This is a genomic window from Halorubrum sp. CGM4_25_10-8A, assembly GCF_005435025.1.
Classification (GTDB): domain Archaea; phylum Halobacteriota; class Halobacteria; order Halobacteriales; family Haloferacaceae; genus Halorubrum; species Halorubrum ezzemoulense.
Genome location: NZ_SGTX01000011.1, coordinates 73,065 through 95,979, shown reverse-complemented (window position 1 = coordinate 95,979; position 22,915 = coordinate 73,065). Strand labels below are relative to the sequence as shown.

The 22,915-nt window shown below is 70.7% G+C and carries 22 protein-coding genes and 1 pseudogene; 15 read left to right on the top strand and 8 right to left on the bottom strand.

What is annotated here, in order from left to right:
• Nucleotides 1-56 precede the first annotated feature (56 nt).
• The 4 genes from EXE52_RS12475 (at nucleotide 57) to EXE52_RS12460 (ending at nucleotide 2,953) form a co-directional block, all read left to right on the top strand.
• Nucleotides 57-728, top strand: coding sequence for a bifunctional 2-polyprenyl-6-hydroxyphenol methylase/3-demethylubiquinol 3-O-methyltransferase UbiG (locus EXE52_RS12475; protein ID WP_049933107.1), 672 nt, complete (start codon nucleotides 57-59; stop codon nucleotides 726-728).
• Nucleotides 725-1,324 carry a hypothetical protein gene (locus EXE52_RS12470; RefSeq protein ID WP_049933123.1) on the top strand — a complete coding sequence of 200 codons (600 nt, stop codon included), beginning with the start codon at nucleotides 725-727 and terminating at the stop codon, nucleotides 1,322-1,324. Before EXE52_RS12475 ends, EXE52_RS12470 begins: the two co-directional genes overlap by 4 nt.
• A 66-nt stretch (nucleotides 1,325-1,390) precedes the next feature.
• Nucleotides 1,391-1,699 (top strand): hypothetical protein, encoded by a 309-nt coding sequence (locus EXE52_RS12465; protein WP_089308759.1) that lies wholly within the window; start codon nucleotides 1,391-1,393, stop codon nucleotides 1,697-1,699.
• Between the two features lie 72 nt (nucleotides 1,700-1,771).
• Complete coding sequence (locus EXE52_RS12460) at nucleotides 1,772-2,953, top strand: PAS domain S-box protein (RefSeq protein ID WP_089308758.1); 1,182 nt, start codon at nucleotides 1,772-1,774, stop codon at nucleotides 2,951-2,953.
• Between the two features lie 46 nt (nucleotides 2,954-2,999).
• Here EXE52_RS12460 and EXE52_RS12455 read toward each other — a convergent pair whose 3' ends face one another.
• The 5 genes from EXE52_RS12455 to EXE52_RS12435 form a co-directional block, all read right to left on the bottom strand.
• Nucleotides 3,000-3,641 carry a thymidine kinase gene (locus tag EXE52_RS12455; RefSeq protein ID WP_089308757.1) on the bottom strand — a complete coding sequence of 214 codons (642 nt, stop codon included), beginning with the start codon at nucleotides 3,639-3,641 and terminating at the stop codon, nucleotides 3,000-3,002.
• A 79-nt stretch (nucleotides 3,642-3,720) separates the two neighbouring features.
• Nucleotides 3,721-4,176 carry a hypothetical protein gene (locus EXE52_RS12450; RefSeq protein WP_086216028.1) on the bottom strand — a complete coding sequence of 152 codons (456 nt, stop codon included), beginning with the start codon at nucleotides 4,174-4,176 and terminating at the stop codon, nucleotides 3,721-3,723.
• Nucleotides 4,177-4,280: 104 nt separating this feature from the next.
• On the bottom strand, nucleotides 4,281-5,345 hold the full coding sequence (locus tag EXE52_RS12445) for an amidohydrolase family protein (RefSeq protein ID WP_089308756.1): 1,065 nt from the start codon (nucleotides 5,343-5,345) through the stop codon (nucleotides 4,281-4,283).
• A 74-nt stretch (nucleotides 5,346-5,419) separates the two neighbouring features.
• The gene (locus tag EXE52_RS12440) at nucleotides 5,420-6,199 is read right to left on the bottom strand and encodes a class I SAM-dependent methyltransferase (protein WP_049933116.1); all 780 of its coding nucleotides are present in this window, start codon (nucleotides 6,197-6,199) and stop codon (nucleotides 5,420-5,422) included.
• Between the two features lie 31 nt (nucleotides 6,200-6,230).
• Nucleotides 6,231-7,517 carry an HD domain-containing protein gene (locus EXE52_RS12435; protein WP_089308755.1) on the bottom strand — a complete coding sequence of 429 codons (1,287 nt, stop codon included), beginning with the start codon at nucleotides 7,515-7,517 and terminating at the stop codon, nucleotides 6,231-6,233.
• A 137-nt stretch (nucleotides 7,518-7,654) separates the two neighbouring features.
• Here EXE52_RS12435 and EXE52_RS12430 point away from each other — a divergent pair, with 137 nt between their 5' ends.
• A complete protein-coding gene (locus EXE52_RS12430) occupies nucleotides 7,655-8,059 on the top strand; it encodes a universal stress protein (RefSeq protein ID WP_049933119.1) in 405 nt (134 codons plus the stop codon).
• Nucleotides 8,060-8,164: 105 nt separating this feature from the next.
• On the opposite strand, the gene EXE52_RS12425 is transcribed toward EXE52_RS12430, so the two are convergent.
• The 3 genes and pseudogenes from EXE52_RS12425 to EXE52_RS18770 all read right to left on the bottom strand — a co-directional run bounded on the left by EXE52_RS12425 (nucleotide 8,165) and on the right by EXE52_RS18770 (nucleotide 11,364).
• On the bottom strand, nucleotides 8,165-9,397 hold the full coding sequence (locus tag EXE52_RS12425) for an HD domain-containing protein (protein WP_049933120.1): 1,233 nt from the start codon (nucleotides 9,395-9,397) through the stop codon (nucleotides 8,165-8,167).
• A gap of 19 nt (nucleotides 9,398-9,416) precedes the next feature.
• A complete protein-coding gene (locus tag EXE52_RS12420) occupies nucleotides 9,417-9,971 on the bottom strand; it encodes a transcriptional regulator (RefSeq protein WP_049933122.1) in 555 nt (184 codons plus the stop codon).
• Nucleotides 9,972-10,054: 83 nt separating this feature from the next.
• A pseudogene (locus tag EXE52_RS18770) lies at nucleotides 10,055-11,364 on the bottom strand (phosphoribosylamine--glycine ligase).
• A 119-nt stretch (nucleotides 11,365-11,483) separates the two neighbouring features.
• Between EXE52_RS18770 and EXE52_RS12410 the strand changes: the two are divergent.
• From EXE52_RS12410 to EXE52_RS12365, 10 genes are all read left to right on the top strand, one after another.
• Entirely contained in the window at nucleotides 11,484-12,290 is an 807-nt protein-coding gene (locus tag EXE52_RS12410) for an alpha/beta fold hydrolase (protein ID WP_049932954.1), read from the top strand.
• Between the two features lies 1 nt (nucleotide 12,291).
• Nucleotides 12,292-13,896 carry a class I adenylate-forming enzyme family protein gene (locus tag EXE52_RS12405; protein WP_089308754.1) on the top strand — a complete coding sequence of 535 codons (1,605 nt, stop codon included), beginning with the start codon at nucleotides 12,292-12,294 and terminating at the stop codon, nucleotides 13,894-13,896.
• Nucleotides 13,897-13,975: 79 nt separating this feature from the next.
• The gene (locus EXE52_RS12400) at nucleotides 13,976-14,977 is read left to right on the top strand and encodes a hypothetical protein (protein WP_241988249.1); all 1,002 of its coding nucleotides are present in this window, start codon (nucleotides 13,976-13,978) and stop codon (nucleotides 14,975-14,977) included.
• Between the two features lie 441 nt (nucleotides 14,978-15,418).
• Nucleotides 15,419-16,120 carry a helix-turn-helix domain-containing protein gene (locus EXE52_RS12395; protein ID WP_049932952.1) on the top strand — a complete coding sequence of 234 codons (702 nt, stop codon included), beginning with the start codon at nucleotides 15,419-15,421 and terminating at the stop codon, nucleotides 16,118-16,120.
• 167 nt (nucleotides 16,121-16,287) lie between these two features.
• Nucleotides 16,288-17,640 carry an ABC transporter substrate-binding protein gene (locus EXE52_RS12390; RefSeq protein WP_096592131.1) on the top strand — a complete coding sequence of 451 codons (1,353 nt, stop codon included), beginning with the start codon at nucleotides 16,288-16,290 and terminating at the stop codon, nucleotides 17,638-17,640.
• Nucleotides 17,640-18,551 (top strand): ABC transporter ATP-binding protein, encoded by a 912-nt coding sequence (locus EXE52_RS12385; RefSeq protein WP_049932950.1) that lies wholly within the window; start codon nucleotides 17,640-17,642, stop codon nucleotides 18,549-18,551. Before EXE52_RS12390 ends, EXE52_RS12385 begins: the two co-directional genes overlap by 1 nt.
• On the top strand, nucleotides 18,548-19,246 hold the full coding sequence (locus EXE52_RS12380) for an ABC transporter ATP-binding protein (RefSeq protein ID WP_049932949.1): 699 nt from the start codon (nucleotides 18,548-18,550) through the stop codon (nucleotides 19,244-19,246). The genes EXE52_RS12385 and EXE52_RS12380 overlap by 4 nt, the downstream gene beginning before the upstream one ends.
• Nucleotides 19,243-20,295 carry a branched-chain amino acid ABC transporter permease gene (locus EXE52_RS12375; RefSeq protein ID WP_049932948.1) on the top strand — a complete coding sequence of 351 codons (1,053 nt, stop codon included), beginning with the start codon at nucleotides 19,243-19,245 and terminating at the stop codon, nucleotides 20,293-20,295. The genes EXE52_RS12380 and EXE52_RS12375 overlap by 4 nt, the downstream gene beginning before the upstream one ends.
• 199 nt (nucleotides 20,296-20,494) lie before the next feature.
• Nucleotides 20,495-21,679 carry a branched-chain amino acid ABC transporter permease gene (locus tag EXE52_RS12370; protein ID WP_089308751.1) on the top strand — a complete coding sequence of 395 codons (1,185 nt, stop codon included), beginning with the start codon at nucleotides 20,495-20,497 and terminating at the stop codon, nucleotides 21,677-21,679.
• Nucleotides 21,680-21,830: 151 nt separating this feature from the next.
• Nucleotides 21,831-22,883, top strand: coding sequence for a 3-oxoacyl-ACP synthase (locus tag EXE52_RS12365; protein WP_089308750.1), 1,053 nt, complete (start codon nucleotides 21,831-21,833; stop codon nucleotides 22,881-22,883).
• Nucleotides 22,884-22,915: the final 32 nt, after the last annotated feature.

Genomic DNA, 22,915 nt, shown 5'->3' with positions numbered 1-22,915 from the left:
CGCAGTCCGGGCGAGACGCCCCTGAGGTTTACGCCGCGGCGCGGCGAAGGGCGCCCGTGACCGACACCGACTGGGACGAGCGGTTCGCGTCGGGCGAGTACCCGCGCGCGCCGGAGCCGTCCCCCGTGCTTCGCGCCTACGAGCCGTCGCTCCCCGACGGTCGCGCGCTCGACGTGGCTGCGGGGACCGGCCGCAACGCCGTGTTCCTCGCGGACCGCGGACGCGAGGTGGACGCGCTCGACGCGTCGGCGGAGGGGCTCCGCGTCGTCCGCGACCGCGCCGCCGAGCGCGGGATCGGCGGGCGGATCGAGGCGGTCCGCGCCGACGTCTCGACGTACGGCTTCCCGACGGAGGCGTACGACGTGATCACGATGAGCTTCTTCCACGCGCTCGGTCGGTTCGCGGACCTCGTCGAGGCGCTCGCGCCGGGCGGCTACCTCTTCGTGGAGGGGCACCTCCGGTCGGCGGACCCGTCGCCGTCGGGACCGAGCGACGACCGATACCGGTTCGCGGCCAACGAGCTGCTCCGCGCCGGACTGGCCTTGAGCGTGCGCTACTACGACGAGACCACGGCGGAGCGCCCGGACGACCGCCGGCGCGCCACCGCGCGGCTGCTCGCGCGGAAGGCGAGCGGCGGCCGGCAGTCGTACCCGACGCGCCCGGACGCGCCGGACAGGTGGCCGGGCGGCGAGAGCGACGCGACCGCCGCGGACGAGCGAGACGCGTGAGCGACGACGGCTCCGCGTCGCCCGCGGCGGTCCTCCGGTCGATCGTAGCGCGCGCAGTCGACTGCGACCCCGCGGGCCTCGGCGATCGGACCGCGATCGTCGAACGCGCGAGCGGCTCGGCGAACGGCGCCGACGAGCCGGAAGGTTCGCCGACGCCCGTGGGCCGACTCGCCGAGCTGATCGGTGGGTCCGACAGCGTCGTCGCGGTCGTGCCGCGGTTCGACGCCGACCTCGCCGGGCGACTGAACGCGTCGCTATCGGCGGGAGACGAGGCGCACGAATCCGGCGCCGCCGCCGACGCGACCGCGCCGAGCGAGGGCCGCGTCGTGTTCACCGGTTCCGCGGCCGACCGCCTCACCGGAACGACGGGGGCGGTCGTCCGCCGCGCGCTCGCCGACCGCGGCGTCGACGCGTACCGCCACGAGGGCGAGTCCCCGATCGCGGTCGTCCTCGCCGACGACCGCGCGGCCGTCGGGCTGATCGACGGAGCGGGGGTCGCCGCCCTGCTGTGGACGAGGGACGCCGCGGTGCGGGAGTGGGCGGCCGCGACCTGTCGGCGGTATCTCGACGCCGCTGAGCCGGTAGCGGACGGCTGAGGGACCGACGCCGAACGACGCCGCAGTCCCCGGGCCGCTTTTGAGGGCCCCCGACGAAGGGGGCGTATGAAAGCGCTACTGCTGTTGGTGGCCGGACTCGGCGGACTGATCGAGGCCATCGCGCCGCGCCGCGTCGTCGCGCTCTGGACCCGCGCGCTCTACCGGAACGCCGGCGAGGCGGAGCCGCGCGAGTGGGTGTACGCGGCCGCGAAGGTCGAGGGAACGCTGATCGCGGCCGGCGCGCTCGTGGGGTTGTTCCGGCTCGCGACCGCGGACGGGGATTTCCCGGTCGACGACTCGACGGCGGCGGACGAGCGCGAATCCGACCCGGCGATCGCAGGCGGGCACGGGGACGACCAAGCGGCCGCGGAGTGAGCCGACCGCCCGCCCGAACCGTTTGATAAACGGACCCGAACGTATATTGCGCAGGTCGCGGTATGAGTGCGCATGACGGGGCCTCCAGCGGACCCCAAGTCGGACGACCCGTCGACGGTCCGCGTCCTCCACGTCGACGACGACCCGGCCTTCCTCGATCTGACCGCGACGTATCTCGAACGGATCGACGAGACGTTCGAGGTCAGCTCCGAGACGAGCGTCGAGGACGCCCTCGACGCGCTGGAGTCGGCGCCGATCGACTGCGTCGTCTCCGACTACGACATGCCCGAGACCGACGGGTTGGCCTTCCTCCAGCGCGCCCGCGACAACGGCGTCGACACCCCGTTCGTCCTGTTCACCGGGAAGGGGAGCGAGGAGATAGCGAGCGAGGCCATCTCCGTCGGCGCGACCGATTACATCCAGAAGCGCGGGGGAAACGACCAGTACGAGGTGTTGGCCAACCGCGTCCGCAACGCCGTCGACCAACACCGGTCGCGGGCCGCGCTCGCCGCGAGCCAGGAGCGGCTGTCGCGGTTCATCGGCCAGTCACCGCTGGGAACGATCGAGTACGACGACGAGTTCCGGATCGTTCGGGTGAACCCCGCCGCCGAGGAGATCCTCGGCTACGAGGAGTCCGAACTCCTCGGCGGGACGTGGCTCCCGTTCGTTCCCGAGACGGAACGCCGACACGTCGCGGTGCTCGAACGCGACCTGCTCGCGAATAAGGGCGGGTACCAGAGCGTCAACGAGAACGTCCGCAGCGACGGGGAGCGGATCCGCTGCGCGTGGCACAACCAGGTGGTGACCGACGAGGACGGAGCGGTGATCGGCGTCTTCTCACAGTTCGAGGACGTCACCGAGGCGGAGGCCCGGAAGCGCGAGATCGAGCGGACGAACGCCGTCCTGTCGACCGCGCTGGACGCGCTCCCCGTCGGGATGCTCGTCGAGGACGGGGACAGGCGCGTGATACGCGCGAACGAGCGGGTGTACGAGCTGTTCGACATCGACGGCGACCCGGAGGCCGCCGCCGGGCGCGACTGCCGGGAACTCGCCGTCCAACTGAGCAGGCGGTTCGCCGATCCGGAGGGGTTCGTCGACGGGATCGAGCGGATCGTCGACGCCCGGCAGCCGGTCGACGACGAGCGGCTGGCGCTCGCCGACGGAACCGCGCTGATTCGGACGTACCGACCGATCGATCTGCCGGGCGGCGGCGGCCACCTCTGGGCCTATCGGCTGGCGAACGGGCCCGACTGAGCCGCGGTTCGTCCCCACCGTCGAGGGGCGGCGTCGCGGGACCGGCTCAGTCGTTCGCGGAGTCCGCCTCCGGGCAGTCGAACGGTCGCTCCGCGTCGGGGCGGTCGCCGGTCAGGAGGACGTGGCAGTCGCGGCACCGCGCCTCGTAGGACTCCTCGGCGCCGACGAGTATCGTCGGGTCGTCGACGTGGGCGGGCTCCCCCTCGATGAGCCGCTGGTTCCGAGAGGCGGGCTCGCCGCAGACCGAGCAGATGGCCTGGAGCTTGTCGACGTACTCCGCGGTCGCCATGAGCTGCGGGAGCGGCTCGAACGGCTCGCCGCGGAACGTCTGGTCGGTGCCCGAGACGATCACGCGGCTGCCGCGGTCCGCGAGGGCGTTACAGACCTCGACGAGCGCGTCCGAGAAGAAGTTCGCCTCGTCGATCGCGACGACCTCGGCGGGGTCGTCGTCGAGGATGTCGAGCGGCCCGTCCCCCTCGTTGTCGACGACGGTCGCCTCCCACTGCCGGCCCGTGTGGCTCCCGATCGTCGCCTCGCCGTAGCGGTCGTCGATCGCGGGTGTGTAGACGGCGACCGACTGGCCGGCGATCTCGGACCGCCGGAGCCGGCGGAGCAGCTCCTCCGTCTTGCCCGAGAACATCGACCCCGAGATGACCTCGATCCACCCGGATCGAGTGATTGCGTGCATACCCGATCCGGCCGGAGCCAGCGACTAAACCGTTTCTCTCCCGGAACGCGGCCGCCGCGTCGCCGCCGGCGACCGCCGCTCAGATCCCGGTCGCGACCCCGACGATCGCGGCGGCGACGACGACGTACGCCGCCGCGGAGACGGCCCAGTCGCGCCGGACCCGACCGAGCCGCTGACGCGGGAGCCCCGACGCGCGCGGCAGCGGGACGAGCGCGAAGAAGCCGACCATCAGCGCGAGCTGGACGACCCCGGCGACCGCGACGGCCACGAGGGGACCGAGACCGAGCAGCGACCCGGTCGCGGCCGCCAGCCCGACGAACAGCAGGCCGGAGCCGCCGCCGGCGACGTAGTGGACCCACGTCGCCAGCCGCTCGGGCGCGTCGTCGACCGGCGTGTCCGTGAGCACGCCGGCGGCGACCTTCGGGGCCGTCGTCCCCTCGGGGAGCCGAGGCATCACCTGATCCATCGCGAGCGTCGCGACGAGACCGACGATCGGTCCAAGCGCGAGTCCGGCGAGCAACGAGAGCGTCGTCATCGCGCGGTCGTACGCTCGGAAGCCATTTCATCCCGTCGGCGCGGTGCGGAATCGGACCGGGAGCGGAGCGAGCGAGGAGTCGCGGCGGAAGGCGAGAGCGCGATTCAGTCGTCGCGGGGGACGACCTGCCTGCCGCCGATGACGACCCGCGAGACGTCTGCCTGTCCGGCCCGCCTGACGACCGCGCGGACGAGGTCGCGCGCGCCGCTGAGGTTGTCGGAGTCGCCGTCGAGGACGAGCAGGTCGGCGTCGGCACCGGGCTCTATCACGCCGCGGTCCACCCCGGCTATCTCCGCGCCGTTGGCCGTCGCCATGCGCAGTATCGCTCGGGCCGGGAGGTCGGACAGCTTCGCCGCGAACTCCATCTCGCGGAACATCGAGGGCGAGTCGGTCATCACGTTGTCCGTGCCGAGGGCGACGGTCGTTCGCTCGCTCAGCTCGCGGATCGGCGGCACGCCGACGTTGGTGACGAGGTTCGACCGGGGGCAGACGACGACCGGCGTCCCGCGGTCGTCGAGCCGTTCGAGGTGGATCGGCTCGGCGTGGACCATGTGGACGAGGAAGTCGGGCGCTAAGTCCATCGCGGCGTTGATGTCGTCGGCGTCGCGCTCCCCGGCGTGGATCCCGAAGGGCTTGCCTGCGTCCCGCGTCGCCGTCCGGACCGCGTCGAAGTCCGCGTCGCGGGCGCCGGAGGCGCCGTACCCGTCCGCGACGGAGAGCACGTCGGGGTCGTCGCGCCCGAAGACCACCGGGTCGATCGCCCGCTCGCCGAACGGAACGCCCGCTCCGGCGAGCGCGTCGCGGAGCGCGGCGACGCCGTCGACGCCCCCCTCGCGGAACTCGAGGAACGTCCCCGTGCCGGTCGACTCCATGTACCGCAACGTGCGCGCCATCGCGGCCACCTTCTGCCCGCGGTCGGCCGCCCGGAGGAGCCGGTGTTTCAGCCCGTCCGGCGGCACGACCAGCTCGTCGAGCGAGAGGCCCTCGCCCGCCTCCTTGGCGATCGAGTCGCCGATGTGGGTGTGCGCGTTGACGAACGCCGGGAGGATCACGTCGTCGCTCTCGACGGTCGCCTCCTCGACCCGGACGACCTCGCCGTCCGCGACGACGACCCGGCCCTCGACCGGCTCGAAGTCGGGGCCGACGAGGATCGTCCCTTCAAGATACATACCGGAGGCTCGTCGCGCCGCGGGGAAAACGTCGTGGGAGCGGCACCGAGCGGCGGCACCTCCGAGGAGGGGCGTCAGGGCGCGTCGAGCCGCGCCCAGAACCCGAGCGTGTCCGGGAGGAGCGCCCGTGGCTCGGCGGCCGACGCGGCGTCGCCCTCGCTCGTCGTCTCGCCGCCCGCGGGCTCCGGCTCCACGACGCGCTCGACGTCGAACCCCGCGTCAACGAGGGCGCGGTGGAGCTCGGAGACCGACCGGTCGAAGGCGACGAGGTCGGCATCGTACGACTCGTCGATCTCGATCTCCCGCCGCGGCGGCGCGTGATACCCCCTGTCGATCGTTCCGGTCTCCGGGTCGATCAGCTCCCGGAACGGGTGCATCACCGACAGGTAGAACGCGCCGCCCGGCCGGAGGACGCGACGCGCCTCGCGCACCGCGGCGTCGAGGTCCGCGACGAGTTGGAACGCCGCCTCGGAGAACGCCGCGTCGAACGCGTCGTCTGCGAGCGGGATCCGGGTCACGTCACCCTGGAGGAACCGGGCGTCGACGCCGTAGTAGTCGCGGAGCCGGCGCGCGTGATCGAGCTGCCCCTCGGCGATGTCGACGCCGACCACGCGGTCGGCGCCCGCCAGCGCCGTCCCCACGCTCCCTTGGCCGCCGCCGCAGCCGAGTTCGACGACGTCCGCGCCCGCTATCGGCGGCGGGAACTCCGAGCCGGCCGCCGCGTGGCTGTCCGGGTCGAAGGGCGTCGGGACCGGCGGAACTCCGGACTCGTCCGTGTCGGCGTTCCACAGCGCCTGGAACGCGTCGCTCCACTCGTTCCAGAGCCGGCGGTTCTCGCGGTGGTCGTCGGTCACGCCGGCGGATCGGTCGGCGACGGCATAAACCTCACTCGAACTCGTCGAGCGTCGTCGGCATCGCGCCGCGCACCTCGGTCACGAGCCCGTCCGGGTTGAGGCCGAGCACGTCCGCGGCCGCGCGGCCGACGCGGTCGGTGGCCGGTGCCGGGGCGTACACCCCGAGGCGCCACTGGTTGCGCTGGGCGGTCCGGAGCGCGGAGACGAGCGGCGACTGGCGCTCCAGCCGCCGTATCTCGCCGTTGACGGTGACGCGCGCGGTCGACTCCCGCATTGTCGGCTCGGGGGGCACGTCGAGGATCACGTGGTCGCGGGCGACGCCCGCCTCCGCGGCGATCTCGCGTTCGAGCGCCGTCTCGGCCGCGCGGTCCGCCTCGTGGACCCGCTCCGGCACGTCGTCGTACTCGGCCCACACCGCCAGCTTGTACAGGTCGCGCTCGTCGTACCGCCGGGAGAGCTCCGCGGTCCCCGGGCAGTCGCGGATCGCGGCGAGGAAGTCGTGGTCGTCCATCCGGCGCAGCTCGGCCGCCGTCGTCGCGGTCGCGTCGAGGAGTTCGCTCGCAGCCCGACGCAGCATCGCCTTCGATATCCGCGCGACGTGATGGGTGTAGACGACCGGGTTCATCAGCGCGCGGGCGAGGAGCAGGCTCTCGGCGGTCTGGACGTTCCCCTCGTCCAAGACGAGCTCCGGGGCGCGGCGGTCCGGGGTGTCGCCGTCGGTGGCGGCGCTCTCCCCGCCGTCCGCGACCTCGCCGCGCTCGACGAACGTCAGCTCACGGACGAACCGCTCGGTGTCGATCGTGCCGTACGGGACGCCGGTGTGGTAGGCGTCGCGCACGAGGTAGTCCATGCGGTCCACGTCGAGCTCGCCCGAGACGAGCCCGGCGTAGGGCCCCTCGCCGGCGACGATGTCGGCGATCCGGTCCGGGTCGAGGCCGTGGTCGCGCAGCACCTCGCCGACCGCGCCGGTCGCGAGCAGCTCGTCGACATCGTCGTGGTACTTCCCGGTCCGGCGGTGGGTGAGCGATTCGAGGTTGTGGCTGAACGGGCCGTGCCCCACGTCGTGGAGCATCGCCGCCGCCTCGATGCGGTCGGCGCGCTTCCCCTCGATCCCGAGGTGGTCGAGCGCGCGGCTCGCGAGGTGGTAGACGCCGAGGCTGTGTTCGAACCGCGTGTGGTTCGCGGAGGGGTAGACGAGCTGGACCGTGCCGAGCTGTTTGACGTGGCGGAGCCGCTGGAGGGCGGGGGTGTCGACGAGGTCCGCGGCGACACCGTCGATCTCGATGTGGTCGTGGACGGTGTCCTTGACCGTGATCATGCGTCCGGCTTCGGCGGCAACCGGTAAAAGGCTGTGAGTGTCGCTCCCGCCGCGGCGGCGCCGGAAGCCGCCGGTCGGCTCCCGTCAGCCGCGAATCCGTGGCACGGTTTATGAGGCGACCGTGCGAAGTGTCGCGTATGTACGACGTGTTGCTCGGCATCGGACTCGACGACGAGCCGCGAGCGATCGCACAGGCCGAGGCGGTGATCGACCTCCCGGGCGATCCCGACGAGGTGACCGCGCACCTCTGTCACGTGTTCCGAGACAACCCGGAAGGCGCGTCGGTCCACCAGATCGGGACCGTGCGGCGCGCCCGGGAGATTCTGGAGGACGCCGGCGTGAACTGCGTCCACTACGAGGCCAGCGGCGATCCGGGCGAGGAGATCCTCGCGGCCGCGACCGACATCGACGCAGACCTCATCTGCGTGTCCGGGCGCAAGCGGAGTCCGGCCGGCAAGGTGGTCTTCGGCAGCACGACGCAGGCGCTCGTGTTGAACGCCGACCGACCCGTGTTGGCGGTTCCGGGACCGAACGAGGAGTGACGCCCGCGGTGTGCGATCAGGGGTGGCGAAACTGAGCGCGCGGTCGCGGCGGAAGCGAGAGCACGCCGCGGCGCCCGAGCCCCGGGGCGTCGCCGTCGGCGGGGGTCAGGGAGCGGGCCGCTCCGTCGCGCGCAGTCCCAAGACTTCCCGCGCCGCAGTCGCGACCGGGTCGACGCGTTCCGCGGGACAGTAGACGCCGAGCGTCCAGCGGCGGCGCTCGGCGGCGCGGAGCCCGGTGACGAGTTCGGAGGCGTCCTCCAACCGCTGCGGGACGCCGTCGACGACGACGGCGGAGCCGGACTCCTTGAGGGTCGGTCGCGAGGGAATGTCCACGATCACCGCGTCGCGGTCGACCCCCGCGGCGTCCGCGATCTCGCGTTCGGCGGTCCGCTCCTCGGCGCGCCCCGCGTCGACCGTACCAGCCGGCACTTCGTCGATCCCCGCCCACACCGCGCGCTTGTAGAGGTCGCGCCGCTCGATGCGCTCGCCGAGCGCCGGCACGCGCTCGCGGAGTTCGACGAGGAGGTCGTGGTCCGCCATCCGGCGGAACGCCGCCGCGTCGGTGTCGGTCCGGCCGAGGTAGCGCTCGCAGGCGCGCTCCAGCATCGCGCCCGCCACGCGGGAGACGTGGTGGCGGTAGACGACGGCGTTCATCAGCGAGCGCGCGACGAGCAAACTCTCCGCGGTCGCAACGTTCCCCTCGTCCAAGACGAGGTCGACAGCGTGGCCCGGATCCGAGACGAGGTCGGCCGACCCGCCGGCCCCGTCCCCGCCGACCAGCCGGAGCTCCGTGACGAGCCGGCCGGTGTCGACGGTGCCGTACGGGACGCCCGTGTGGTGGGCGTCGCGCACGAGGTAGTCCATGCGGTCCACGTCGAGCTCGCCCGAGACGAGGGGGCCGAGCGCGCCCGCGCCGTCGATGAGGCCGGCGACGCGCTCAGGGTCGAGCCCGTTGCGTTCGAGGACCTGACAGACCTCGCGGTCGGCGTCGGTGAGCAGCCACCCCACGTCGTCGTGGTCGCGGCCGGTCGCGCGCCGGATGATCCCCTCGGTCTGGTGCCCGTACGGGCCGTGTCCCACGTCGTGGAGCATCGCCGCGGCGCGGACGTGCGCGGCGGTGTCGCCGTCGACGCCGAGTCCATCGACCGCGCGGCCCGCGAGGTGGTAGACGCCGAGGCTGTGTTCGAACCGCGTGTGGTTCGCGGAGGGGTAGACGAGCCGGACCGTGGAGAGCTGCTTGATGTGTCGCAGCCGCTGGAACGCGGGGGTGTCGACCAGCTCGGCGGCGAGGTCGCCGAGCCGGACGTGCCCGTGGACGCTGTCTTTGATCGCCTTCATCCGCGCGTCTCGGTCAGAGTCACTCGTCGACGACGTCGATCCCGAATCGCTCTTCGAGCGCGCGCACGACAGAGCCGCCGACGTTGGCGGTCGCGGCCCGGCCGTCCTCGACCGCGAGGAGGTCGTCCTCGTCGACTTCCAACTCGGCCGCGACCTCCTCGACCGTCAGCCCGGCGTCCTGCCGCGCTTCGGTGACGACGTCCCCGTAGCCGGAGACGAGGTACGGCAGCCGGTCCGACTCGTAGCTCGTCCCCTCCTCCTCCCAGCGCTTCGAGTCGCCGGTCGCGGAGTCGTACATCTTCGCCTGTTTCCGGGCGAGCTCCTTGTTCCGGCTCTCCGTCGGCTGCGACTCGGAGCCGGCGCCGCCGGGGCTCCCGCCCCGCGACCCGCCGCTCGGACCGCCGCGGTCGCTGGGGGCGTTGCCGGCGTCGTCGTGGGGGCGGCAGTTCGAACACACGAGCAGCTTGGCGCCGGCGACCGTCGCCTTGCGGAGGTCCGCGGTCTCGCGCCCGCAGAGCTCGCACGCGTCGCCGTCGTCGCCGCCGCCGCCGCCGCCCGTCGAGTACTTCGGCATACCACGTGTAGTTGCGCCGGACCGTTAAAAACTCGTGGAGCCTCGCGGCCCCGTCTCGGGTGCCGGTCGGACCGACCCGCGCGTCACGGGCCGAGGTACCCCCACGCCTGAAGCCGGTCGCCGTCGCCGTCGATCCAGCGCTCGCCGATGTCGTCGCGGTAGTACATTTCGGCATCACGACGTCGTCGATGCGCCCGTACGCCCGTTTGCGCGCCGCCCCCATCGTCTCTCCCTTCCCGGTGACGACGATCGGCATCCCGCTCTCGCCGGCGACACGCCACTGGCCGTCGACCCGCTTCGCGTCCTCGATGTGGATCCCCGCTCTGTCCGCGGCGTCGAAGACGACGGCGGCGTTCCGCGAGTTCTCGTCGTACGTCTGCTCGTCGTCGAACGGGAACGGCGGCAGCACGACTCGCACGGCGATCTGGTAGCCGTCGTGGAGGTCGGGCTCGGGCTTGTCGCCGTGCGCGAGGTCGTGGAAGAACTCGGCCGTCGACGACTCGATCGACTCCTCCTGGAGGGCGATCGTCGGGTATCCGAACCGCGGCGTGAACTCCAGCGGGTAGATCCCCGTCTCGTTGACGATACAGTTGATGTCGATGCTCCCGACGTACCCCTCGTCGGCGAGCCACCCTTCGAGCTTCCCGAACGTCTCTCGAAAGAGCCTGTTCCGTCCCGCCCAGAACATCGAGGCCCCCATCTCGTCGGTCGAGGGCCCGATGTTCCCCGGGAACAGCTTCTTGTGCTCGAAGTTGAAGTTGACGCGGTCGACAAACTCGTTCCCGTCGAAGAAGCCGCAGATCGCCACCTCGACGCCCTCGACCTTCCGCTGGAGCTAGAACCCCTACATCCGGTGCCCCCACGCCTCCTTGTACGCGCGGAGGACGTCGGCCACGTCGCCCCCGTCGTCCTCGTCGCCGACGTACAGCAGGCGCTTGACGTTTTGTACCTCGCCGAGCGGTTTGATCGCGTAAGGTCCGGGGTTCCGTTGGACCTGCTGGATACCGGCGTCGAACTCGCGGAACACGTGGTGTTCGACCGTGTTGACGCCGTGGTCTTCGAGCACCTCCGTCGCGTAGCCGCGGTCCTCTTCGAGGCGGTCGGTGTTCGGCGTCCCGCCGACGACGGCCTCCCCCTGTTCGCGTCGTTCCTAGGCGGGTTCGCACGTACCGACGCCGGAACCGACCCAGATGTCGTCGAAGACGGTCACGTCGGCCCAGTCGACCTCGGCGCGCCAGTCGTCAGTCTTCGGGACGAACCCGTCGCCGATCTACTGGTCGCTTTCGGCCTCGACGTAGTACTTCACGTCGTGGCCCTCGCGGTGAACCTGCCACGCCAGATCGGCGATCAGCGCGGCGTCGGCCGAGACGAAGAGGAAGGCGGCGTCGTCCATGCGGGGCGGTCGCCCGGGAGGGACTTGAGTGTGTACCGCGTCGCTCGCGCCGGTCCGACCGGGAGACGGTTGAAACGTTAACGCCCGGGTTGATGAGGGACGGCGTGGTCGATCCGAGTATGCCAACCGTGACACGGGACGGCGTGACGATAGACTACGCCGTCGACGGGGATCCCGGGGAACCGACCGTGCTGCTGCTCGAAGGGCTCGGGTACGGCCGGTGGATGTGGCGGTGGCTCGCCGAGGCGCTGGCCGACGACTACGAGGTGCTCCGGCCGGACAACCGCGGGACCGGAGACTCGGACGTGCCGGACGGGCCGTACACCGTCGCCGAGATGGCGGCCGACGCGGCCGCGGTCCTCGACGACCGCGGCGTAGAGGCGGCCCACGTCTGCGGCGCGTCGATGGGCGGGATGATCGCGCAGGAGTTGGCCCTCTCCGACGACCGGGTCGCCTCGCTGACGCTGCTGTGTACCTCTCCCGGGGGCGACGACGCGGCACCGACCCCGCCCGAGGTGCAAGAGCACATCTTCTCCGCGCCCGAGGACGCCGACGCCCGCGAACGGATCCGCTACCTGATGGAGCCGGCGGTCTCCGACGGCTTCTACGACCGCGAGCCCGAACTCGTCGACCGGATCGTCGACTGGCGGCTGACGGGCGACGCGACCCCGACCGGCCGCGAGGCGCAGGCGGCCGCGGTGGCGGCGTTCGACGCGAGCGACCGGATCGGCGACCTGTCCGTCCCGGCGCTCGTCCTCCACGGGACGGCGGACCGCGTGCTGCCGGTCGAGAACGCGGAGCTGCTCGCCGAGCGTCTCCCGCACGCGGAGGTCGACCTGTTCGACGGCGGGCCGCACCTCTTCTTCGTCGAGGAGCGCGAGCGCGTCAACGACCGAATCCGGGCCTTCCTCGGCGGGGTCGCCTGAGATGGCGACCGGAAACGATCCGCGGGGAGACGACCGTACGGAGGAGGTCGGCGCCGAGTCCGACCCGCGACCGCACCCGCACGGCGACCGGGGGTACGACTGGGTCGGCTCGCTGTCGGCCCGCCGCGCGCGGCTCTCGCCGGACCGCGTCGCCGTCACCGACACGGCCGCGAACGCCGAGTACACCTACGCGGAGCTGGACGAGCGCGCCAACCGGACCGCGCGCTTCCTCCGCGACGCCGGCGTCGAGGCGGGCGACCGCGTCGCCGTCGTCTCCCGGAACCGCGTCGAGCTCGTCGACCTGTACTTCGCGACCGGGAAGACCGGGTCGGTGCTGGCGCCGCTCTCCCACCGCCTCGCGGAGCGCGACCTCGCCGCGGTGTTGGGCACCGTCGACCCCGAGTTGCTCCTCGTCGAGGCCCCGTTCGGCGGCGACGTCATCGACGCGTTAGAGCGGGCGGACGTCGAGCCCGCGGTCCGCTCGATCCCGACCGACGGCGACGACGCGTGGCGCCCGTACACGCGGGATCTGCCCGGGGACGGCTCGCCCGTCGAAACCGCCGACGTGTCGCTCGCGGACCCGCACCTCCTCTTACACACCGGGGGCTCGACGGGCACGCCGAAGGAGACGGTCATCAGTCACGGCGCGATCCGCTGGAACGCGTTCAACACGATCACCGCGTGGGGGCTCCGCGAGGACGACGTGACGCCGATGGTGTTCCCGATGTTCCACACCGGCGGCTGGAACGTGCTGACGGTCCCCTTCTTCCAGATGGGCGGGCGGATCCTCCTGAGCCCGGAGGTCGACCCCGGCCGCGTCCTGCGCGACGTCGAGCGCGAGTCGGCGACGACGCTCGTCGCGGTCCCGGCGGTGTTGCGGATGATGGCCCGCCACGACGAGTGGGACGCCACAGACCTCTCCTCGCTCCGCTTCGTGAAGAGCGGCGGGGGCCCTTGCCGCGAGAGCGTCATCGCCGCGTGGCGGGACCGCGGCGTCGAGATATCGCAGGGGTACGGCCTCACCGAATGCGGGCCGAACAACTTCGCGATGCCCGACGACTTCCCGCCGGAGAAGACCGGGAGCGTCGGCGTCCCGGCGCTCGCGGTCGACGCGCGCGTCGTCGACGAGGACGGTCCCGTGCCCGACGGCACCGTCGGCGAACTGGAGCTCGCCGGGCCGGCCGCCGCGGACCGATACTGGGACGAACCGGAGGAGACGGCCGAGACGTTCGGCGACTGGGTGTCGACCGGCGACCTCGCGCGCGTCGACGAGGACGGCTACTACCACATCGAGGGGCGCAAGAAGAACATGTTCGTCTCGGGCGGCGAGAACGTCTCCCCGCCCCGCGTCGAGGACGCGCTCACCGACCACCCGCGGATCGAGGAGGCGGTCGTGATCGGCGTTCCGAGCGAGCGCTGGGGGACGGTCGGGAAGGCGATACTCGTCGGCGACGAGTCGCTCTCGCTCGACGACGTGGAGTCGCACCTCGCCTCGCGGGTCGCCCGGTACGCGGTCCCGAAGGCGCTGGCGTTCGTCGACGAGATGCCGACCTCCGGCCCGTCGAAGATCGACCGCGCGGCGCTGAAAGAGCGGTTCGGCGAGTAGGCGATGCGAGGAGATCGGCTCGGAGCGGGGCTGGCGGGCGGAGAGCGCCTCGCTCGGAGTGAGCAGTAACAATTTTTTTTTGAAACTCGGAGTAGACAACCGGTGTATGTCCTCCACACGTCGTGCCCTCCTTGCGACCAGCGGACTCATCGCGACCGCGGGGTGTGTGAGACCGATATTCGGGCCCGCGCACGACAAGATCGGATCGCTGTCATTGCGCGCCCAGACCCCCTCGACCGTCGCCGAGCGGACCACCACGCCGGTGACAGTTCGTGCGCTCGGCCCGTACGGACACACCCTTGTTCGGCGTGTACTCGACGACGGATCGGCGTCCTATACCGCTGCCGACACGCTGGTTGCCGAAGGAGAGATCGTCCAGCAGGACGGAGCGTTCTACGAACTCACTCACGAAACGACGGGGCATACGCCGGCGATGGCCTATCCGATCGAATTCGAGGCGACAGTCCCGGCGACGACCTCGGTCGACGACGATGAGACGGTCTCTTTCGATGCCCTCCCGGCGGTTGATCGAAGCGCCCTCCGAACCGGTCTCATAAACGAACTCTGGCGGAGGCTCTCCCGGACCGAGGGGCGCGTCTCCGGCGATGGGGAACTGGTCTATCCGGCGACACCAAGCGGACCAACGGAGTCGCTGGTCGTTCCGACTCCCGAGTATGATACCGTCCGCTACGGAGACGGACAGGTCCGGCTCTCGGTTACCGGCGAGGCGACCGAGACGCGCTTACACAGCTACAGACTCGAAGGCTCGACGGTCGCCACCTCAGAAGAGGCCTATGTATCCGATGTCCTTACGCGGTCTCGGACGGACGCCGTAAAACTCGAAGCGTCGACGCTCACCGACCGCCAACACGATATTCTTCAGGCGGCAATCGATCAAGAGTACGGCCACGATCAGCCGATCGACGACGCGTCATCGGCGTACCGGACGCTCGTTGTGCGCCTGTTCGCCTCTGATAGCGACCCCGAATCGGTTGATCTCGTTGACCTGTCGGGTAGTGAGGCAATGGTCGTCTACGACGGGACACTGTATCGGGCGAGCTACACTGTCAGTACCCCCTGATCACGACCTACCCGGTCGTTCAGGAATCATCGTAGTACTCGCCGCGGGGCTTCTGCTCGCGATCAAGTTGACCGTCGAGCTTGTTGATCCGTGGACCGCGGCTTCGTGCGTCCCGTCGGAAGCTGATGCCAAGCGCCTCAAGGAAGGCGTTCACACCCTCGCGCATCGGTTGTGGGGCTCCGACTGTCCGTGTTCGCCCGACGTGTCTCGAAGACGATCGGTCGGTCGGCGACCCGATCGGTGACAGAGGGGTCGCGATCAAACAGCGTTTCAGGCTCCTCGGGCGCAATCTGCGTCTGCGAGGGGTCGCGCGTACGCAGTGACGAGGTCGACCGAGACACCGGGGGCGACGGCTGTTATGACGTGCCAGACAAGGTTTTGAGTCTTCACCGAGCGTTCCACAGGAACAACCGTTATATACGCGGGGGATAAGGTCGTGTCATGCTCGACGTCACGATGGATATGGAGCAGTTCGACTGCCCGTTCATCGACACCTCCGCGGACCACGACGTCTCCTTCTCCGCTATGCACTGGCAGCTGGACACCGCGGCGGAGCAGCTGGAGACGCGGCTGCTCGTCGAGTCGCCGGACCGCTACGAGCTCGGCGAGGGGCTCACCGCCCTCCGCGACCACGAGAACATGGCCGAGTACCGGCTGTTCTCGAAGCAGGACGGGACGGCGATCATCCGGACCGTCATCGAGGAGACGAACGCGATGTCGACGATAACCGACCACGGCGGCTACATCACGGGCCCGTTCCTGATCGAGGACGGGTCCGAGCGCTGGCAGGTCGGGTTCGACGACGAGGCGACGACGGAAGCGGCGCTCCACGACTTAGAGAAGGGCAACGAGTTCGTCGTCGAGGACCGGTCCGAGCTCTCGATGGAGGCGCTGTTCGACACGATGCGGAACGCGAACGCGGCCTCGACGATGCTGGACGCGTGCCGCGACCTGACCGACGTCGAGCGCGAGACCATCGAGACGGCCGCCGACGCGGGCTACTTCGAGTCGCCCCGCGAGGCGACGCTGTCGACGCTCGCGGACGAGTTCGACGTCTCGACCGCGGCCGTCTCGAAGAACATGCGCCGCGGCGAGAAGAAGTTGCTCCGCAGCGTCGTCGCCGCGCTCGACGGCCTGGAGTAGACCGGGGACGCGGCGACACGACCGAGGCGCCGCGGTCGTCGGACCGACGGCTCGTCGTTCGGAAACCGCGGTTTCGGCGCCCGTTTTCGGCGTATTCTCTCGACACCCCGCGGTCTGTTAACATCTTAACTCGGCCCTTCATGGTGGTGTCCGGTGTCGAACACTGTATGCGAGACGAACACACACGGCGAGCGTATCTGCGACGAACCGGCGCCGCGGTCGGCGCGGCCGGAATCACCGGGCTGGCCGGCTGTTCCGGCGGAGACGGCGGCGACCTCTCCGGCGAGACGGTCCGGATCGGGGCGCTCCAGCCGACCTCCGGCGACCTCAAGTACTACGGGCAGATCAGCCTCCGCGGGTTCTACTCCGGGTTGGCGTACAAGCACGACCTCGACCCCGTCGAGGAGGCGACGCCGGGCACGTACACGGTCGAGCCCGATGGCGGCCCGACCTACGAGATCATCGTCGAGGACACCGGCTTCAGTCCGGATACGGCCCAGAGCGTCGCGACCGACCTCGTCTTGGAAGAGGAGGTCGACATCCTGTTCGGCGGGACCTCCTCCGACAGCGCGCGCCGGCTCATCAACACCGTCGTCGACGAGACGGACATCCCCTACCTGATCGGGCCGGCGGCCGACGCCGGCATCACGGTGAGCGACGAGTTCTGTCACCCGATGGCGTTCCGCGCGAGCGAGCACACCGCGATGGACGCGCGGGCGGGCGGCACGTACGTCGCCGAGAACTTCGACATCGACACGGTCGCGGTGTTCGCGTCCGACAACGCGTTCGGGCAGAGCGTCGCGGAAAACTACACTCAGGTATTGGAGAACAACGGGGTGGAGGTCTTGGAACCCCGCTTCGTCGAGGTCGGGTACTCCGAGTTCGACGGGCTCTTCGAACAGGCGATGTCGGACGGCGCGACGGGCGTCGTCGGCGGCTTCACCGCGTCCACGCTGCCGCAGTTCCTCACCTCCGCGATCTCCTACGACGTCCAGGTGTTCGGCGGGTTCGCCGCCCTGCTGACGACGCAACTCATCGGCGGGACCATCGAGTCGGCGCTGGGCGAGGGCTTCACCGAGCAGGATATCAAGGACGCCGGGCTCGGACCGTTCACCAGCCGGTACCACTGGAACCAGTACGAGAACTCGATCAACGAGGAGTTCCGGCAGCTACACATCGACGCGTACGGCATCGTGCCGGACCTGTTCAGCGCCGGGACGTTCACCGCCGCCTCGGCGCTCTCGCAGGCCGTCTCGGAGACCGGCTCCACGGACGGCGCCGACATCGCCGAGGCGCTGCGCGGCATGACCGTCGCTGAAACGCCGAAGGGCGCGGACGGGTACACCTTCCAGGAACACAACAACCAGGCCGCCTCGCAGATGACGGTCGCGTGGCCGGTCCCGACCAGCGACGAGTACGCCGACACCTGGGGCGCGCCGATCATGCCCGGCCAGCCCCTCGAACGGCTCGACGCCGAGGACGTGATGGTCCCCGAAGAGGACGCGAGCTGCTCGCTGTAATGCTGCTGGAGACCGAGGGGCTCACGAAGCGCTTCGGCGGCATCACCGCCGTCGACGGCGTCGACTTCGCGTTGGAGACCGGCGAGCTCTGCTCGATCATCGGCCCAAACGGCGCGGGGAAGACGACGTTCTTCAACCTGCTCACGGGCGTGTTGGAGCCCTCCGACGGGAGCATCCGGTTCGCCCCATCGGGCGGCAGAGACGCGGGGGCGGCCTCCGCCGGTGCCGACGGGACCGGCTCCGCGATCGACATCACGACGGCCTCGCCGGACGAGACGGCGCTCGCGGGGATCCACCGGTCGTACCAGATCACGAACCTCTTCCCGACGCTGTCGGTGCTGGAGAACGTCCGCGTCGCCGCGCAGGCGAGCCGCGGGAACGACTCGTGGAAGCTGTGGCGCAACGTGACCGACTTCGAGGACCACTACGCGGAGGCGACCGCGATCCTCGAACGGATCGGGCTGGCCGAGGAGGCCGAGACCGTCACGCAGAACCTGAGTCACGGCGAGAAGCGTAGCCTCGAGATCGGGGTCGCGCTCGCCGGCGACCCGGATCTGCTCCTGCTCGACGAGCCGACCGCCGGCGTGTCGAGCGAGGGCGTCGACGAGGTCGTCGCGCTGATCGAGGACGTGGCCGAGGATCACTCGGTGATGCTCATCGAACACAACATGGAGGTGGTGATGGACATCTCCGACCGTATCGCCGTCCTCCACCGCGGCGAGCTGATCGCCGACGGGCCGCCCGAGGACGTTCGCGGCGACGAGGACGTTCAGGAGGCGTACCTCGGCGGGTACGGCCGCGAGGGATCCGCCGACGGACGAGAGCGCTCCGCCGACGAGGGAGGGCGCTCGGACGGCGACGCGGCCGCCGACGGCGGCCGACGCGTGCGCGCCGGGGGTGAGTCGCGGTGACGACGCTCGAACTCGACGGCGTCCACACCTACTACGGCGAGAGCCACATCCTTCAGGGGTTGTCGCTGTCGGTCGAGGCGGGCGAGATCGTCGCCCTCGTCGGCCGGAACGGCGTCGGGAAGACGACCACGCTCCGCACCGCGCTCGGGCTCACGCCGCCCCGCGAGGGGACGGTCCGGTTCGACGGGACGGACGTGACGGGGATGGAGCCCCACGAGATCGCCGCCCGCGGCATGGGGTGGGTGCCGGAGGAACGACGCGTATTCTCGCATCTCACGGTCGAGGAGAACCTCCGCGTCGCCGCCCACTCGGCCGCCGATCCCGGCGCTCGGATCGCGGGGGCGTACGAGCTGTTCCCGGCGCTCGACCGCTTCGCCGACAAGGAGGCGGGCGACCTGAGCGGCGGGCAACAGCAGATGCTCGCGATCGCCCGAGGGATGCTCGGCGACAACGACCTGCTGCTCGTCGACGAGCCGAGCGAGGGGCTCGCGCCACAGATCGTCGAGGACGTGGTGGAGGCGCTGCGCGCGGCCTCCGCGGACACGACGATGGTCCTCGTCGAGCAGAACTTCCGGCTGGCGATGGATCTGGCCGACCGCTTCTACCTCATCGACCACGGCGTCGTGGTCGAGGAGGGAGAGACCGCCGGCGTCACGAGCGAGGACGAACGGATCCGGAGGTACCTGACCGCATGAGCCTCGGACCGCTCGCGGGGACCGCCGCGCAGGTCGCCCCGCTCGTCGACCCGGGCGCGCTGCTCGCGACCGGCGGCGCGGTCGACGGCCTCCAGACGGCCACTCGCGTGCTCGCCGAGGGGATCGGCAAGGGCGCGGTGTACTTCACCATCGCGGTCGGCCTGACGCTTGTCTTCGGGCTGATGGGCGTGCTCAACTTCGCGCACGGCGCGATCGCGATGGTCGGCGCGTACCTCGGCGGCTTGGTGCTCGTCCTGCTCGTCGGGGCGAACACCGGGACGGTCGCGACGATCCTCGTCTTCTTCGTCGCGCTGGCGCTCGTGTTCGCGGTCACCACCGCGGCCGGCAGCGCGATGGAGGTGACGCTCATCCGGCCGATCTACGACCGGACGCCTACCTACCAGATCCTGTTGACCTTCGGCGTCTCGCTCATCATCGAGGAGGTCGCCCGGATCGTCTTGACGCTCCGGGGGATCCAGCCGAACCCGCAGTGGCAGGCGCCGATGGGCACCGCGCCCGACGTGCTGCTCGGGCGGACCGAGCTGCTCGGCGTCGGCGTCAGGCGGCTGTACCTCTTCGAGGTCGCTATCGGCGCGGTCGTCGCCGTCGCCGTCTGGGCGTTCCTGACGAAGACGCTGTACGGCCTCTACATCCGGGCCGGCAGCGAGGACACCGAGATGGTCCAGGCGCTCGGCGTCGACGTGCGGCAGGCGTTCACCGTCGTCTTCGGCGTCGGGACCGGCCTCGCCGCGGTCGGCGGCGTCCTGCTGATGTGGGACCCGATCTGGGGCCCCAGCGTCCTCCTGAGCATCGACGTGCTGCTGTACGCGTTCGTCGTCGTGATCATCGGCGGGCTCGGGAGCTTCACCGGGACGCTCGTCGCGGCGGGCATCGTCGGGATCGCCGACTCGGTGACGACGTGGTTGTTCACCACCGGGATCGTCACTTTCCCCGGCCTCTCCGAGGTGACCATCTTCCTCCTGCTCGTGGTGATGCTGATACTCCGCCCGCAGGGGCTCTACGGCGTCGAGGAGGTGGGAGGCCATTAGCGACCCCGACTCCGGTGTCGACGCGGACGCCCCGGCGGACTCCGACGGGTCGGTCGGCGACGCGGGCGCACCGGTCGGCGGTTCCGGCGCTCACGTCGACGAATCGGACGCTCCCGTCGACGAGACGGATCCGGTTCCGCCGTCGAAGGCAACCGGCGGCCTCCGCGAGTACCTGCGAGACCACGCGGTTCACGCGGCCGTGATCGTCGGGTTCCTGCTGTATCCGCTCGGCTACGAGGCGCTGCTCGCGACGCCGGCGGCGCCGCTCGCGGAGACGTTCCTCCCCGCGATCACGTTCATGGTCGTGGTGCTGTACATGGGGCTGTTCGCGATGAGCTTCGACTTCGTCAGCGGCTACACCGGCTACCTCTCGTTCGGGCACGCCGCCTTCTTCGGGACCGGCGGCTACTTCGTCGTCCTCGCCGCGAACGGGCAGGTGCCGGGGGTCCCGGGCGGGACGCCGTTCATGATCACGCTCCTGCTCGGCGCGGTGGTGGCCGGCCTGCTCGCGCTCGTCATCGGGTCGGTGTCGTTCCGGCTCACGGGCGTCTACTTCGCGATGATCACGCTCGGGTTCGCGCAGGTGATCTACGAGCTGATCCGCTCGTGGGGGTACGTCTCGACGAACCCGACCGAGGGCGCGACGGTGAGCGGCGACGCGCTCGCCATCGGCGTCCCCTTCGTCGACGCGCTGAGCCTCGACGTGGGGCGGCTCACGGGCGAGAGCGTCGAGAACCTGCTCGGCCTCGGGATCGACCTGTCGGCGACCGTGGTCTCGTACTACGCGCTCGGGATCGTAGTGGTCGTCTGCTACTTCGCGATGCAGCGGATCATCCACTCGCCGTTCGGGCGCGTGATGATCGCGATCCGCGAGAACGAGGAGCGCGCCCGGGCCGTCGGCTACGCGACCTACCGGTTCAAGCTGGCCGCGTTCGCCATCAGCGGCTTCTTCGGCGCGGTCGCCGGCGGGATTTTCGCCGCCTACTCGCGCTCCGTCGCGCCCGACGGGACGTTCTACTTCCTCGTCACCGCCGACGCGCTGATCACGACGATCGTCGGCGGGTTCGGCACCCTCGCGGGGCCGGTGTACGGGACCCTGTTCACGCAGGGGTTAGAGGACGTGCTCTCGACCGAGAGCGGCGGGATCGCGACGCTGCTGCGCGAGGAGCTCCCGGCGAGCGTCCTCGAAGCGGATCTGTTCGGGATCAGCGTGGAGCTGTTCGTCAACACCGCGGTCGACGGGCGCGCCCCGCTGTACCTCGGGATCATCTTCGTGCTGTTCGTGCTGTTCGTCCCGAACGGCATCCTCGGGACGCTACGCGACCGGCTCGGCGGCACCGTCGGGAAGCGGCTCCCGGACCACCTGCGGCGCTACCTCCGGTAGCGTCGCGGGCCCGCGGCTCCGCGGCCTCCGTCGCACGTCCCGCGACGGACCGCGACGTAGACACACGACACATGACCGATATCACGCGATACGACGGAGCGAACCGAACGCGGCGCGGCGAACCGGACCGAACGCGGCGCGGAGGAGACGGATGACCGTCTCGATCACCGGACTGGGGACGTACGTCCCGGACGAGACGATCACCGGCGAGGCCATCGCGGCCGAGAGCGGCATCCCGGAGGAGGTCGTCGTCGAGAAGATGGGCGTCCGTGAGAAGCACGTCTGTCCGCCGGACGACGACCACGCGACCGACATGTCGGTGACGGCCGCCGAGCGCGCGCTCGCGGACGCCGACGTCGATCCGGCCGACCTCGACGTGGTCGTCTACCACGGATCCGAGTACAAGGACCACGTCGTCTGGTCGGCCGCGGCGGCGATCACCGACCGACTCGGGGCGACGAACGCGTACGCGACCGAGAGCTACACGCTGTGTGCGGGCGCGCCGATCGCGCTCCGACAGGTGACCGCCCAGCTGGAGACCGAGCCGATCGACACCGCGCTGCTCGTCGCCGCGAGCCGCGAGGAGGACCTCGTCGACTACGGCAACGAGGACAGCTCCTTCATGTTCAACTTCGGCAGCGGCGCGAGCGCGTTCGTCGTCGAGGCGACCGACGGCGGATCGGTCAACGACGAGGCCGATCGCTTCGACGGTCGAGCGCGAGCGACCGTCCGCGCCAGCGCGGCCCAGACCGACGGCTCGTTCGCCGGCGACGTGGTGATGCCGGCGGGCGGGTCGAAGCGCCCGCCGAGCGAGGAGACCGTGCGCGAGGGGCTTCACACCCTCGACGTGCCCGACCCGGACGGGATGAAAGAGCGGCTCGGGCCCGTCTCGCTGCCCGCGTACCTCTCGGTCGCCGACACGGCCCTCGAACGGTCCGGGCTCGACCGCGACGACCTCGACTTCGTCGCGCTCACCCATATGAAGCGGTCGTTCCACGAGCGGGTCCTCGACGAGCTCGGCCTCGATCCGGGGAGCGACGGCTACTACCTCGACGAGTTCGGCCACGTCCAGAGCGTCGACCAGGCGCTCGCGCTGGAGCGTGGCGTCGAGACCGAGCGCCTCGAACCGGGCGACCTCGGCTGCCTGCTCGCGGCCGGGACGGGGTACACGTGGTCCGCGACAGTGATCCGGTGGCGAGGCTGACCGCTTGTAAACAGCGGAGCGTCTCACGGTTC